Source organism: Flavobacterium sp. YO64 (assembly GCF_004119505.1).
In the GTDB taxonomy this organism is placed as follows: domain Bacteria; phylum Bacteroidota; class Bacteroidia; order Flavobacteriales; family Flavobacteriaceae; genus Flavobacterium; species Flavobacterium oncorhynchi.
This window is the reverse complement of sequence record NZ_NRQV01000006.1, coordinates 19288-33171: the sequence shown is the minus strand read 5'-3', so window position 1 is coordinate 33171 and position 13884 is coordinate 19288. Positions and strand designations below refer to the sequence as shown.

Here is a 13884-nt window from a genome sequence, read left to right as displayed (position 1 = left end):
TTTTATTGTCAAAATTTTTTTTCAGCCTATGTATTTTTGTGAATTTTTCAATTTTTTGATAAAAATTAATATGTATGCATAGTAAATTGGTTTTTCTTTAGGTTTTATTTGTTTTTATTCTAATAAATTCAATTAGCAAATAGTTAAAATATTGTGTAAATACGTGGCAAATATTAATTTTTTTAACGTTTTTTTATGCATATTAAAATATTTGTGTATTTTGGCTATATACTAACGAAAAAACTAACCCAATGAGAGTCTACTTGCTAATTATGTTATTGTTCAGCGGAATATCTTTTGCGCAGAATACAATAACAGGTTCGGTTACAGATGGTAACAAACAATCTATTCCTGGTGCTAATGTTGTTGTTGCTGGAGAAAACAGTGGTGCATCTACTGATTTTGACGGATCGTTTAAATTGACTACTAAAGCTAAACTGCCTTTTTCTATAAAGGTTTCTGCAGTAGGATTTGAAACGAAAATTATTAGTGTTACATCGGCAAATCAAAAAGTAAATGTAATCTTAAAAGATGAAGAAACTAAACTTGATGAAATAGTTGTTTCTGCTTCTAGAACACCTGAACGTGTTTTTGAGTCTCCCGTTACTATCGAAAGAATGGGTATTCAGGATATCAAAAAAACGGCTTCGCCGTCATTTTATGATGGATTAGAAAATTTAAAAGAGGTACAGATGAATACCAGTAGTATGACTTTTAAGTCGATTAATACTAGAGGGTTTGCTTCGGTTGCTAATACACGTTTTATGCAATTAGTAGATGGTATGGATAATTCATCTCCGTTGTTGAATTTTGTGCTAGGAAACATGATTGGAGTTTCTGAAATAGATGTGCAGAGTGTTGAGTTGCTGCCGGGAGCATCTTCTGCTTTGTATGGGGCAAATGCTTTCAATGGGATTTTGTTTATGAATAGTAAAAGTCCATTTACTTATCAAGGTATTTCAACTTATTTTAAATATGGTGTGACTTCACAAGAGGCTGCGGGTACAAATGGGTATTATGATTTTGGTATTCGATTCGCGCATGCTTTTAATAAATATTTTGCAGCCAAAGCTAACTTTACCTATATGGAGGCTACAGATTGGTATGCAACAAATTATGAAGATAAAACTAGAGCGGGTATTGATAGAACTAATCCGAGTTATGATGGTATTAATGTTTATGGTGACGAGGCTGCGACAAATATTAAAGGAGTAGGTAAAAAATTAGAAGCAATGGGTTTGATTCCTGCAGGAGCATCTAATCTTTTGCCAGATTCAAATGTAAGTAGAACTGGGTATAATGAAATTGATTTGACTAATAATAAGGCAGGAAATACAAAAGTTGATTTCTCTTTTCACGGAAGACCTTTTGGAGATGAGAGATTGGAAATTATCTGGCAAAGTAAATTTGGTACTGGTAATGCAGTTTATCAAGGAGGAAATAGATATTACTTGAATGATTTTTTTATGCAGCAGCATAAATTAGAAGTTAAAGGAAAGAATTTTTTTGTGAGAGGTTATACAACATCTGAAGATGGAGGGCATTCTTATGATATGATTTTTACAGGTCTTAATGTAAATAGAAAGTGGAAAGATGATAATACTTGGTTTGGTCAATACGCTGGAGCCTATATTCAAGGAACGTTAGCTGGTATGACGCCGCAACAAGCACATGCTGCTGGAAGGGCTACAGCTGATACAGGTCGTTTTATGCCGGGTACAACAGAGTTTAAAAATGCTTTTAATCAAGTTATAGCTGATCCAGATGTTCGTTCGGGTTCAAAATTGGTAGATAATTCCAAAATTTATCATTCTGATGCAAATTATAATTTTAGAGATTTGATAAAATTTGCCGAAATTCAAGTAGGAGGTTCGTTTAGAGCTTATGAGCTTAATTCTCATGGCAGGATTTATACAGATGCAAATGGACCGATTAATTATAACGAGTACGGAGCTTATGCTCAGTTAATGAAGAAATTCTTAGAAGATAGATTGAAATTTACAGGTTCTCTTCGTTATGATAAATCTAAAAACTTTGACGGTAATTACTCGCCGCGTTTATCTTTAGTGTATTCAGGAGGAGAAAGAAAAAATCATAATATCAGAGCTTCATTTCAAACAGGTTTCAGAAACCCATCAACTCAAGATCAATATATCGGATTTAATATTGGAAGTGCGGTATTGGTTGGGTCTGCGCCAGATAACTTAACAAGATTTAATGAAACTTTTAATTTAAGTGCAGAAGGACAGGTGTATAACGGAGGTCCAACTAAAGTTATGAGTGGTAATGATGCTTATTATAATTCGTATTTGGCAAGTTCTGTTAGTGCTTTTTCTGCTATGGCAGGAAGTAATCCTATTGCAGCGGCAGCATTGTTAACAAAAACAAGAGCTAATCTTGTTAAGCCTGAAGAAGTAAAAGCTTTTGAGTTAGGATATCGTTCTGTTTTTGAAGGGATGTCAATCGATATTAATGGTTACTATAATATATATAATGATTTTATTGGTAATTTAAATGTAATTTCTCCTTATTACGGAACGGCTCAAGACAATCCAAATCTTGCGGCAGGAGTTACAGATCCAGGTGTTCAATCAGTAAGAGCGATTCAAAATGGAGAGTATAGAGGGTATCAATTGTATACTAATTCAGATGTAGAGATACATTCATTAGGATTTGGAGTTGGACTTACTAAAAAAATAATTTCAAATTTTGAATTAGGGTTGAACTACAATTATGCTCAGTTTGATTTTGATCAAGCAAAAGATCCAAGTTTTGAAGCAGGATTTAATACTCCAAAACATAGAATTAAATTGTCTGTTGGGAATGATAAATTGTTCGAGAATTTTGGGTTTAATGTCAGCGGAAGATGGAATAGTGAATATGAGTGGCAATCAGGCTTCGCTGATGGCACAATTAAATCTGCTACAGTAATAGATGCGCAGATAAATTACGGAATTCCAAAATTGAAATCTGTTGTGAAACTTGGAGCGGCTAATATTGGCGGTAAAGAGTATTATCAAGTAATTGGAGCTGGATTAATCGGGCAGCAATATTTTGTATCATGGACTATTAATCCATAAATCGATTATTAACTATAGGTCAAATACGTTATTTATGTTTCTAAAAATATGATTTAGAAGCAGGTAATTTTAAAATATAAAAATTATGATAAAAAATTTCAAATGGCTTTTATTGGTTTCTTTGACCTTTATGGCTTGTAATAGTGATGATGATGCGGTAACTGTTGTTGATTCGTCAGACGGATTGCCTTTGACATCAGGTTCTGCTAATTTTTCTAAATATGTTGCATTAGGGAATTCCTTAACGTCCGGTTTTAGTGATGGTGCTCTTTTTAAAAAGGGACAAGAAGGAGCGTATACTAATATAATGGCACAGCAATTTAAACTTGTTGGAGGAGGAGAGTTTAAAATTCCTTATACTAATGATAATATTGGTGGTCTGCTTTTTGGCGGACAACCCAATCCAGCATTTGGTCCAAGGCTTTATTTTAATACTACGGTTTCTCCAACTCATCCTAGTTCGACAGTTGATCCCGTAAGCGGGACTCCAACAACTGAAGTAATGAATCCTGCAATTGCAGCTGCGGGACCTTATAATAATACAGGTGTTCCTGGTGCTAAAAGTTTTCATTTGCTGTCTCCAACTTATGGAGCGGCGGCTGGTTTAGCAAACGGAACGGCAAATCCTTATTATGTGCGATTTGCTCCAAACGGAACAACTTCTGTTCTTGCATATGCAATGAGTCAAACTCCAACATTCTTTTCTTTATGGATTGGTAATAATGATGTTTTAGGTTATGCAACTTCTGGAGGAGATGGTACAAACCCAATTACGCCAGCTTCTGGAGCTGCGGGTGTTGGTTTTGATGGAACATATGCGGCTTTAGTGACTACTTTAACTTCGGGAGGAGCAAAAGGGGTTGTAGCAAATATTCCATATGTAACATCAATCCCATTTTTTAAGACTGTTCCTTATAATCCTTTAACGGCTTCTGCTATAGGTAAGGGTAATGCTGCTCAGGGTCTTGCGCTTATTTCGGCATTGAATGCACAATTATATGGTCCGTTAAAACAAGCTTTGACTGCTTTTGGAGCGGGATCAAGAATTAATTTGCTGTCAACAACTGCGGCAAATCCATTATTGATAAAAGACGAATCGCTTCCGAACTTATCTGCGCAATTAACACTGGCTTTTGCGTCTTTAGGCCCTCAGAATGCTGCTTTTTATGGTTCGGTTTTTGGTCAGGCACGTCAAGCTACAAAGGCTGATTTAATTCTTTTGACAACGCAATCGGCTATTGGAACAGCGCCTACAGCTGAAAATTCAGGAATAGGAATAGCTCCGCCGGCTCCTTTGAATAATTTTGGAATTACATATCCTTTGCAGGATAAATATGTTTTGATACCAACTGAAGTTGCAGAACTTGAAGTGGCGACAAATGCGTTTAATGCAACTATAAAGTCTATTGCAGAATCTAAAGGTTTAGCTTTTGTAGATGCAAATGCAATTATGAAGCAAATTGATCAAGGAGGAATTTCTGCCAATAGTTTTACAATGACATCAACATTTGTAACTGGAGGGACTTTTTCTTTAGATGGAGTTCATCCTTCGCCAAGAGGGTATGCATTTATAGCAAATAAATTCATTGAAGCAATTAATGCTAAATACGGATCAAATTTAAAAGGAGTAAATGTGGGTAACTATCCAGTTTTATATCCTTCCGTATTGCCATAAAACCATTTTTTTTAATTAAAAAGCCGTTTGTTTTTTAAAAGCAGCGGCTTTTTTTGTTAGTGTAAAAAATGCTTAAAATGGGAGTTTGGAGCTCTCATTTTTAGAATCAAACAAAATCATGCTATTTTTTATGAAAAAAAAATTGATTTTATATTTTAAAAAATTATCTTTGCGCTCTGAAAAAAGAGGTATTTTCGATAAACCTAAATAGCTATTTAATAAACACATAAGTAATGTCAAAAGTAATAGGAAAAGTTGCTCAAATCATTGGACCAGTAGTTGACGTAGTTTTCAACGGTAAGGATGTTGAACTTCCAAAAATTTATGATTCACTAGAAATCACTAAAAAAGACGGAACATTGTTAGTTCTAGAAGTACAATCTCACATCGGTGAAAACACTGTTCGTACCATTTCTATGGACTCAACAGACGGTTTAAGCAGAGGATATGAAGTAGTTGGAACTGGTAATCCAATCCAAATGCCAATCGGTCCAGACGTATATGGAAGATTATTCAATGTAATTGGAGATGCAATTGATGGTTTAGGAAACTTGCCAAAAACAGGAGAAAACGGTTTGTCAATTCACAGACAAGCGCCTAAATTTGAAGATTTATCAACTTCATCTGAAGTTTTATTCACAGGTATTAAAGTAATCGATTTGATCGAGCCTTATGCAAAAGGAGGTAAAATTGGATTGTTTGGTGGTGCTGGTGTTGGTAAAACAGTATTGATTCAGGAGTTGATCAACAATATTGCAAAAGGTCACGGTGGACTTTCAGTATTCGCAGGAGTAGGTGAAAGAACACGTGAAGGAAATGACTTACTTCGTGAGATGTTAGAGTCAGGAATTATTAAATACGGTGATGATTTCATGCACTCTATGGAAAATGGAGGATGGGATTTATCTAAAGTAGATATGCCAGGAATGAGAGAGTCTAAAGCTACTTTCGTTTTCGGACAAATGAATGAGCCACCTGGAGCTCGTGCACGTGTGGCACTTTCAGGATTATCTATCGCTGAGTATTTCCGTGATGGAGCTGGATCTGACCAAGGTAAAGATGTATTATTCTTCGTTGATAATATCTTCCGTTTTACTCAAGCAGGTTCTGAGGTATCGGCACTTTTAGGACGTATGCCATCTGCAGTAGGTTACCAACCAACTTTGGCAACAGAGATGGGTGCTATGCAAGAGCGTATTACATCTACAAACAAAGGATCTATTACATCTGTACAAGCGGTTTACGTTCCTGCGGATGACTTAACTGACCCGGCGCCGGCTACAACTTTCGCCCACTTAGATGCAACAACAGTATTGTCTCGTAAAATTGCTGAGCTTGGTATTTATCCAGCGGTTGACCCGTTAGATTCTACTTCAAGAATTTTAACTCCTCAAATTTTAGGAAACGAGCACTACGACTGTGCACAAAGAGTAAAAGAAATTCTTCAAAAATACAAACAACTTCAAGATATTATTGCGATCTTAGGTATGGAAGAGTTATCTGAAGAAGATAAACTTTCTGTATCAAGAGCACGTCGTGTACAACGTTTCTTGTCTCAGCCGTTCCACGTAGCAGAGCAATTTACAGGTATTCCTGGAGTATTAGTAGATATTAAAGATACTATCAAAGGATTCAACATGATTATCGATGGTGAGTTAGATCACCTTCCAGAAGCTGCTTTCAACTTGAAAGGTTCTATTCAAGATGCAATCGAAGCTGGAGAAAAAATGTTAGCTGAAGCATAATTCAATTGATAATTATCAATTGACAATTATCAATTATCAATTATTAAAATTATGATTTTAGAAATAGTATCACCAGAAGCAAAATTATTTTCGGGAGAAGTAACGGCAGTTACTGTACCGGGAGTTGATGGAAGCTTTCAAATATTGAATAATCACGCTCCTATTGTTTCTATTTTAGAAAAGGGAACTGTAAAAATTGCAGCGCCAAGTTTTAACTTTTCTAAAGAAGTAGTGAGTAAATTCACGAAGGTAAACGATCAGACTTATACATTAGAGATCACGTCGGGTACTATCGAGATGAAAGACAATAAAGTAATTGTTTTAGTTGACTAAAGACAATTTTTGAATAAAGAAAAAGCCAAACAGAAATGTTTGGCTTTTTTGTTTTTGTTTATATTGACGAATTCAGATTACTATAATATTCCCCAAAAACCTGTAGAAACATAAGTGTTAACAGTAAAACCTGAGATGATTCCCCAAGCGATAATTCCGAAAGCACTTGTAGAAAAGGCTTTTACTAATTGAAGTTTGGTGTTTTTATTTAAAAACTTATAGTAAAAAAGTGTAAAGTAAAAGAGCTGAAAGAGCAGGAAAAGCAAAGCTTGATAATTAGGCGATACATGAAATAATAAGGAAATAGGCAAAATTAAAAGCGTATTAACTAATATACAAAAACCTAGCATATACATTCCGGCAACCAAATGCTCTGTATAGTTGTAGTTTTCTTTTTTGTAAAACAACCAGAAAAAGAATGCCGTAAGAGGTAAAGCCATCATCGCCATTAGATTTGAATATTTTTTCATGAAATGAACCATTTTTTCTTTTCGTTCATAAAGATGTATAATTTTTTCCTTTTGGATAGGATCAGAAATAGCGCTGAGTTCCTTGTTTTCCTGTGAGACATTGATAGCAGGTGTTTCTTTTGGAATATTGGAAATGAAAACAAAGACCGCTGCTACCAGCAGAAAAAAATTAAGCGGTGCAAAGTACTTTTTTCTTTTGCCATTTATATATTCTTTAGCTACAACGCCGCTTTTTAATGTGAGATCTCTAACGAGTTGAAAAATACCTTTGTCGGCATGTGTAAAATAATGAACGGCTTCGTGAAAAATTTCGTGTGGATTTATACGATGTAAATTGATTTTCTGACTGCAATTAGGGCAATAATTAAAGTCTGGATAATTAGGTTTTTCACAGTTTTTGCAAATGGTTTTCATTTTTTTCTTTTTAATAAATAATTAAATTAGTGGTAGTTAGTTCGCAGTTTAAAATTAGACAAAAAAAATAATTAACAATTGTTTGAAATTTAAATTATAAACTTTAATCTGTATCAAACCCGCTGATTATTTAAAATCGACTTCAATTTTTATAACTTTGCTTTTATGAAATTACCTAAAAATCTAGTTCAAAAGCTTGAAAATAGAAGGCTGAATAATTCGTTACGACAATTGCCAAGTTTTAATAATCTTGTCGATTTTTCGTCAAATGATTATATTGGTTTTTCAAAATCAGAGCCGATTTTTAAATTATCGCACCATTATTTAATCGAAAATGAGATTATTCAGAACGGTGCAACGGGTTCAAGATTGATTTCTGGAAATCATTCCTTATATCAAATTACAGAAACTTTTATAGCGCAGTTTCATGAAGCTGAATCGGCTTTAATTTTTAATTCGGGTTACGATGCCAATGTTGGGTTTTTTAGCGCTGTACCGCAGCGAAATGATGTTATTTTATATGATGAATTAAGTCATGCTTCTATAAGAGATGGAATTCTTATGTCGAATGCTAAATCGTATAAATTCAATCATAATGATTTTGAAGATCTCGAGCGATTGATCTTGAAATTCCCCAATGCGAATATTTATATCGTTACCGAAACGGTTTTTTCTATGGATGGCGACAGTCCAAATCTAGAAGAATTAGTAGAATTGTCGGAAAAGTATAATTGTAATTTAGTAGTTGATGAAGCCCATACTTTAGGTGTTTTTGGGAAAAAAGGTGAAGGTTTAACACAGTATTTGAAATTGCATAATCGAATCTTTGCTCGAATTATGACCTTCGGAAAAGGTTTAGGCTGTCATGGTGCTGCAGTTTTGGGCAGTATAGATCTTAAAGATTATTTGGTAAACTTCGCCAGAAGTTTTATTTATACAACAGGATTATCTCCACATTCTGTTTCTACCGTTTTTACTGCTTATCAGCAATTGAATATTGAAAAAGAAACTATTGAAAAGTTGAGGCAAAATATCATATTTTTTAATCAGCAAAAAAACTTACTAGGTTTAAAACCAATGTTTGTTCGAAGTAAATCGGCAATACAATCGGCAATTGTGCCCGGGAATGAAAATGTAAAAAAATTGGCGCAGCAGCTTCAGGACAAAGGTTATGATGTAAAGCCAATACTCTCGCCTACAGTTCCTGAAGGGCAAGAGCGCTTGCGTTTTTGTATCCATAGTTATAATTCAGAAGAAGAAATTAATCAAGTTCTGCAATTATTAAGCGGTTTTATATTTTAATTATGGAAGAGGATTTTAAACTAGTTAGAAGTTATCAATATTCCTATGAAGCTCAGGTTTTTTGCGGTAAACTTGAATCAGAAGGTGTAGATGTGTATTTAAGAGACATTAATACTGTAGACTCAAACCCTATTTGGAGCAATGCAGTGGGTGGTGTTAAGCTTTTTGTAAAAAGTCAGGATTTTGAAAAAGCAAATAAAATTCTATCAGAAATCAGTCCCTATTCTCTAAATGAAAATAATGAATTGATTAAATGTCCGCGTTGCGGAGCCGAAGAAATAGAAATGGTAACTTCAATAAAAGATTTAAAAACACTTTTAGCTTTTGTTCTTTCATTACTTCTTGTTTTGATTCCTATTTATTCAAAACACAGGTATAAATGCAATAAATGTAAGTTTGAATTTGATTGATGGAAATCATTTTTTAATTTTTTTATGTTCGCAATCCCTTTATTTTATTGATGTTTTAAAAAAAAATAAAATTTTTTGTAACGTTTTAAATGTTTGATTACTTACGAGTCGTAATCAAATAAATCAAAACAATTATGAAAACAACATCAACTTCAATCAGCGGGAAAATCTTTGATTTTATCTTTTTTTCTTCAATAGGATTCATCTTAGGTTTAGTAAGTTTCTTTTTAATAAAAGTACTCAGCATCATTTTGGTAGTTTTTTTAGCTGCAGTTTGGTGGAAGAGAAATAAAAATAATAAATATTAAAGAGGAGTTTCAATCATTCAAAATCAATCAAAATTTAAAATCAATCAAAAATGAAAAATTTATTTACATCAGCAATCGCAGTAATCACATTATTTTTTAGCGGAACAGCACAAGCTCAAACAAAATCTGTAAAACTTGAAAACTCTCTTTTATGGGAAGTTTCAGGAAATGGATTATCAAAACCATCATATTTGTACGGAACGATTCATTCTATTTGTCCAACAGATTATTTTTTGACAGAAAAAACGAAGAATGCTTTTCAAAAATCAGATAAATTAATTGTCGAAATCAATTTTTCTGATCCAAATGAAATGGCAGACGCTCAAAAATTAGCAATGTCTCCAGAGTTATTAAGTAAAAAATTAACGCCTGAACAATTATCAGAATTAGATTCCATTTTGCAAAAAGCTACAGGTATAAAAGTGCAGCAGGTAGACAGTTACAGTTTAGCAACAGTTATGAGTTTAATTACTATTAAAACGTTTGATTGTGAAACCTTAAAATCATACGAATCAGATTTTACTGATTTGGCAAAGAAAGAAAAGAAAAGTGTAGGTGGTTTCGAAACGGTAAAAGGACAGTTGAATATGCTCTCTAATGCTTACACAGATTCAGAACTGATCAAATCATTAGGTGATGCGAGCAAAGCTCAAACAAAAAAAATGGTAAAGGACTATAAAAATGAAAATATAATGGATCTTTATGGAGATATTGCCAATGAAAAGGTAATGAGTAAAAAAGCTAAAAAATATATTCTGGATGATAGAAATAGTGACTGGGTGAAGAAAATGAAGGATATGATGAAAAATGAAGCACTGTTTGTAGCAGTTGGTTCAGCACATTTGGCTGGAGATGAGGGAGTAATTAATTTGTTAAGAAAGGCAGGATACAAAGTAAAACCAGTAATGAATTAGTATTATTTTGAAAGAAAAAGAACAAGAATTTTTAAATCGGATCGAAAGTCATAAAGGAATACTATACAAAGTTTCTAAAATGTACATGGATAATCATGATGATCAACAAGATTTGTTTCAGGAGATTATTTGTCAGCTTTGGAAATCGTATGATTCTTTTAGAAACGAAAGTCAGTTTTCGACATGGATGTATCGGGTTGCCGTAAATACAGCAATTGTTTTCTTGAAAAAAGAAAAACGAAAAGTGGATAAATATGAAATCGCTTCTGAAAATATCAAAGAAGATGAAGGAGATTCACATATCAAAGAAAGCCAGATAGATCATTTTTATAAAGCAGTTCAAAAACTAGAAAAAATTGATAAAGCAATCATTTTTTATCAGCTCGAAGGTTTCTCTCATAAAGAAATAGGAGAGAATTTGGGAATATCAGAGGGAAATGCAAGAGTGAAATTAAACAGAGCAAAAGAAAAATTAAAAGAAATAATTAAAAATCAAGGATATGGATTTTAACGATATACAAAACGCATGGAATAGCGAAAAGACAGATAATGTTGTTGTTCCTAATAATTTAGAGAAAATACAATCGGCAAGTATGCCCTTGGATAGAATTAGAAAAAGTTTAAGGATAGAATTCTTTATTCAGTTTTTGTCCTTGGTGATTATAGGTCTTTTGCCATTGCATAGTAAGTTTCCATCAAATTTAGTGGTGCCATACTATTTTATATTCGGGATATTGGTTGCCATTTGTATTTATTATCTAACACAGCTTTTTTTGTTTTACAGAAGATTAGATAAAGCTGCATTGAAAACTAAAGATAGTTTGTATGAAACGTATCTTGACATCAGGCTGAATATGCAGCTTTATAAGACATTTACTTTTTCATTATCACCTTTTTTTCTGATTTATTTCTTTGGATTTATTCTTTATGAAATGCCTGACTTTCTGCAGATTTTAAATGAAGGTTTTGCCAACAAGAAATTAGGATTGATTGTGTTTGTTTTTGTAATCACAATTTTACTTATAGGCGTGCTTACAGAGTGGTGGGTACATTACTCCTATGGAAAATACGCTAAGGAAATCCGAAAAGTAATAGACGAATTAAAAGAAGAATAAGAAATAATAAAAACCCATCGTCATGATGGGTTTTGTTTTTATTGGTATTTTTGTTGAAATTATTCAATAGTTTTTTAGAAATAAAATGGCTTTTGGAATAGTTATGAAATAAAAAAGTATGAAAATATTTGTTACCGGAATTTCAACAGATGTTGGAAAAACAATTGCATCGTCTATTATTGTAGAAGCCTTAGAGGCTGATTATTGGAAACCTGTTCAGGCGGGAGATTTAGATAATTCAGACAGTCATAAAATCAAAACTAGAATTTCGAATAATAAGTCTCAAATTTTTGAGAACAGCTACAAATTAAACACGCCTGCAAGTCCGCATTTAGCAGCCGAGATTGATGGTATTACAATTGATTTAAAACAAATACAAGAACCTAAAACCAATAATCATTTAGTAATTGAAGGTGCGGGAGGTATTTTTGTTCCTTTAAACGATAAAGATTCTATTATTGATTTAATTCAACTGGATTATAAAATAGTAATCGTTTCAAGACATTATCTAGGAAGCATCAATCATACTTTGCTGACGATTGAAGCAATTAAAAATCGAGGTTTTGAAATCGCTGGAATTATCTTCAGCGGAAGCGAAAATAAAGCAACAGAAAGTATAATTCTAGAAAGAACAGGAATTAAATTAATTGGAAGAATCGACGAAGAGCCTTATTTTGATCAGAATGTAATTCGCGAATATGCTGATTTATTTCGAGAAAATCTACTTCATTTATAGAGCAAAGATTATAGAAAATAGAATATAGACTTTCCTATCTTTGCTTAAACAATTGAGTTTAGTCTTTTTTCTATTCTCTTTCTTCTATTTTCTTAAAAATGACATTAACAGAAAAAGACAGCCAATATCTTTGGCATCCTTATACACAGCACAAAACATCTCAAACTCCAATTGCAATTTCTAGAGGCGAAGGCGCTTTATTGTGGGATGAAAATGGCAAAGAATATATCGATGCAATTGCGTCGTGGTGGGTAAACCCTTTTGGACACAGTAATAAATTTATTGCCGATGCTGTTTATAAGCAATTGACAACTCTTGAACACGTTTTGTTTGGAGGTTTTACACATGAACCCGCTGTAAAAGTAGCCGAAAAGCTGATTGAAATTTTACCCAAAAACCAACAGAAGATCTTTTTTTCTGATAATGGTTCTACCGCCGTAGAGGTTGCGATAAAAGTAGCTTTGCAATATTTCTTCAATAAAAATGAAAAACGTACCACTATAATTGCTTTTGAAAATGCTTTTCATGGTGATACTTTCGCGGCAATGGCGGCAAGTGGAATCTCTTTTTACACACAGGCTTTTCAGGGAATGTTTATTGATGTTGTTCGAATTCCGGTACCGGTAAAAGGACAAGAACAGGCAAGTTTTGATGCATTGACAAATGTCATTCAAAATCATAATTGCGCAGGTTTTATATTTGAACCATTGGTACAAGGTGCAGCCGGAATGGTAATGTACGAACCAGAAGCATTGGCAAAATTAATTCAGATTTGTGCAGCAAATAAGGTATTGACAATTGCTGATGAAGTTATGACTGGTTTTGGTAAAACAGGAAAAACATTTGCAATGGATTATGTTTCTGAGGTGCCTGATATGATCTGTTTGTCTAAAGCCTTAACAGGAGGAACTATCCCTATGGCAATTACAACTTTTACACAGGATATTTTCGATGCCTTTTATGATGATGATATTAATAAGGCATTATTTCATGGTCATACTTTTACAGCAAATCCAACAGGTTGTGCTGCGGTTTTGGCAAGTATCGATTTATTGCAGACTGTAGAAATGCAGGCTAATATTGAAAGAATTAATGCCAGCCATTTGGAATTTCAAAAGAAAATCGAAAACCATTCAAAAGTAATTACCGCTAGAACATTGGGAGTTATTTTTGCAGTTGAAATTAAATCAGACTCAGAAGAAAGTTATTATGGGTCGATGCGAACAAAGCTTTATAATTTTTTCATAGAAAATGGAGTAGTTCTGCGTCCAGTCGGAAACATTGTTTACATTTTGCCGCCTTATATTATGACTAATGAACAGCTTCAAAAAGTATATAAAACAATTGAAGAAGCCATTGAAATGGTTTAGTTCTATATATCG

General features: G+C 33.3%; 13 protein-coding genes. 12 read left to right on the top strand and 1 reads right to left on the bottom strand.

Going from position 1 to position 13884, the window contains the following annotated elements; translation table 11 throughout:
- Nucleotides 1-251: 251 nt before the first annotated feature.
- The 4 genes from BOW57_RS05855 to BOW57_RS05840 all read left to right on the top strand — a co-directional run bounded on the left by BOW57_RS05855 (nucleotide 252) and on the right by BOW57_RS05840 (nucleotide 6833).
- Nucleotides 252-3080 carry a TonB-dependent receptor domain-containing protein gene (locus tag BOW57_RS05855; protein ID WP_129053354.1) on the top strand — a complete coding sequence of 943 codons (2829 nt, stop codon included), beginning with the start codon at nucleotides 252-254 and terminating at the stop codon, nucleotides 3078-3080.
- Between the two features lie 85 nt (nucleotides 3081-3165).
- Nucleotides 3166-4755, top strand: coding sequence for a G-D-S-L family lipolytic protein (locus BOW57_RS05850; protein WP_129053353.1), 1590 nt, complete (start codon nucleotides 3166-3168; stop codon nucleotides 4753-4755).
- A 233-nt stretch (nucleotides 4756-4988) separates the two neighbouring features.
- The gene (atpD, locus tag BOW57_RS05845) at nucleotides 4989-6500 is read left to right on the top strand and encodes a F0F1 ATP synthase subunit beta (protein WP_089053364.1); all 1512 of its coding nucleotides are present in this window, start codon (nucleotides 4989-4991) and stop codon (nucleotides 6498-6500) included.
- 51 nt (nucleotides 6501-6551) lie between these two features.
- Nucleotides 6552-6833 carry a F0F1 ATP synthase subunit epsilon gene (locus tag BOW57_RS05840; RefSeq protein WP_089053363.1) on the top strand — a complete coding sequence of 94 codons (282 nt, stop codon included), beginning with the start codon at nucleotides 6552-6554 and terminating at the stop codon, nucleotides 6831-6833.
- Between the two features lie 80 nt (nucleotides 6834-6913).
- Here BOW57_RS05840 and BOW57_RS05835 read toward each other — a convergent pair whose 3' ends face one another.
- Nucleotides 6914-7717: a DUF3667 domain-containing protein gene (locus tag BOW57_RS05835; RefSeq protein ID WP_129053352.1), complete on the bottom strand. Its 804-nt coding sequence runs from the start codon at nucleotides 7715-7717 to the stop codon at nucleotides 6914-6916.
- Between the two features lie 165 nt (nucleotides 7718-7882).
- Between BOW57_RS05835 and BOW57_RS05830 the strand changes: the two genes are divergently transcribed.
- From BOW57_RS05830 to bioA, 8 genes are all read left to right on the top strand, one after another.
- Nucleotides 7883-9019, top strand: coding sequence for a pyridoxal phosphate-dependent aminotransferase family protein (locus BOW57_RS05830; protein WP_129053351.1), 1137 nt, complete (start codon nucleotides 7883-7885; stop codon nucleotides 9017-9019).
- Between the two features lie 2 nt (nucleotides 9020-9021).
- Nucleotides 9022-9429 carry a DUF2007 domain-containing protein gene (locus BOW57_RS05825; protein WP_129053350.1) on the top strand — a complete coding sequence of 136 codons (408 nt, stop codon included), beginning with the start codon at nucleotides 9022-9024 and terminating at the stop codon, nucleotides 9427-9429.
- A 134-nt stretch (nucleotides 9430-9563) separates the two neighbouring features.
- Complete coding sequence (locus BOW57_RS20580) at nucleotides 9564-9737, top strand: hypothetical protein (protein WP_164973671.1); 174 nt, start codon at nucleotides 9564-9566, stop codon at nucleotides 9735-9737.
- A 50-nt stretch (nucleotides 9738-9787) separates the two neighbouring features.
- Nucleotides 9788-10651 carry a TraB/GumN family protein gene (locus tag BOW57_RS05820; RefSeq protein ID WP_129053349.1) on the top strand — a complete coding sequence of 288 codons (864 nt, stop codon included), beginning with the start codon at nucleotides 9788-9790 and terminating at the stop codon, nucleotides 10649-10651.
- Nucleotides 10652-10658: 7 nt separating this feature from the next.
- Nucleotides 10659-11162 (top strand): RNA polymerase sigma factor, encoded by a 504-nt coding sequence (locus BOW57_RS05815; RefSeq protein WP_089053358.1) that lies wholly within the window; start codon nucleotides 10659-10661, stop codon nucleotides 11160-11162.
- Nucleotides 11152-11766 (top strand): hypothetical protein, encoded by a 615-nt coding sequence (locus tag BOW57_RS05810; protein WP_089053357.1) that lies wholly within the window; start codon nucleotides 11152-11154, stop codon nucleotides 11764-11766. Before BOW57_RS05815 ends, BOW57_RS05810 begins: the two co-directional genes overlap by 11 nt.
- Before the next feature lie 118 nt (nucleotides 11767-11884).
- Nucleotides 11885-12502 (top strand): dethiobiotin synthase, encoded by a 618-nt coding sequence (gene bioD / locus BOW57_RS05805; protein ID WP_129053348.1) that lies wholly within the window; start codon nucleotides 11885-11887, stop codon nucleotides 12500-12502.
- Between the two features lie 98 nt (nucleotides 12503-12600).
- Complete coding sequence (gene bioA, locus BOW57_RS05800; RefSeq protein ID WP_129053347.1) at nucleotides 12601-13872, top strand: adenosylmethionine--8-amino-7-oxononanoate transaminase; 1272 nt, start codon at nucleotides 12601-12603, stop codon at nucleotides 13870-13872.
- Nucleotides 13873-13884: the final 12 nt, after the last annotated feature.

Bases quoted from the DNA above. Each gene is read 5' to 3' on its own strand.
- bioD (WP_129053348.1), top strand. From the start codon at position 11,885: ATGAAAATATTTGTTACCGGAATTTCAACAGATGTTGGAAAAACAATT.
- BOW57_RS05830 (WP_129053351.1), top strand. From the start codon at position 7,883: ATGAAATTACCTAAAAATCTAGTTCAAAAGCTTGAAAATAGAAGGCTG.
- BOW57_RS05810 (WP_089053357.1), top strand. From the start codon at position 11,152: ATGGATTTTAACGATATACAAAACGCATGGAATAGCGAAAAGACAGAT.
- BOW57_RS05855 (WP_129053354.1), top strand. From the start codon at position 252: ATGAGAGTCTACTTGCTAATTATGTTATTGTTCAGCGGAATATCTTTT.
- BOW57_RS20580 (WP_164973671.1), top strand. From the start codon at position 9,564: ATGAAAACAACATCAACTTCAATCAGCGGGAAAATCTTTGATTTTATC.
- BOW57_RS05825 (WP_129053350.1), top strand. From the start codon at position 9,022: ATGGAAGAGGATTTTAAACTAGTTAGAAGTTATCAATATTCCTATGAA.
- BOW57_RS05840 (WP_089053363.1), top strand. From the start codon at position 6,552: ATGATTTTAGAAATAGTATCACCAGAAGCAAAATTATTTTCGGGAGAA.
- BOW57_RS05835 (WP_129053352.1), bottom strand. From the start codon at position 7,717: ATGAAAACCATTTGCAAAAACTGTGAAAAACCTAATTATCCAGACTTT.
- bioA (WP_129053347.1), top strand. From the start codon at position 12,601: ATGACATTAACAGAAAAAGACAGCCAATATCTTTGGCATCCTTATACA.
- BOW57_RS05820 (WP_129053349.1), top strand. From the start codon at position 9,788: ATGAAAAATTTATTTACATCAGCAATCGCAGTAATCACATTATTTTTT.
- atpD (WP_089053364.1), top strand. From the start codon at position 4,989: ATGTCAAAAGTAATAGGAAAAGTTGCTCAAATCATTGGACCAGTAGTT.
- BOW57_RS05850 (WP_129053353.1), top strand. From the start codon at position 3,166: ATGATAAAAAATTTCAAATGGCTTTTATTGGTTTCTTTGACCTTTATG.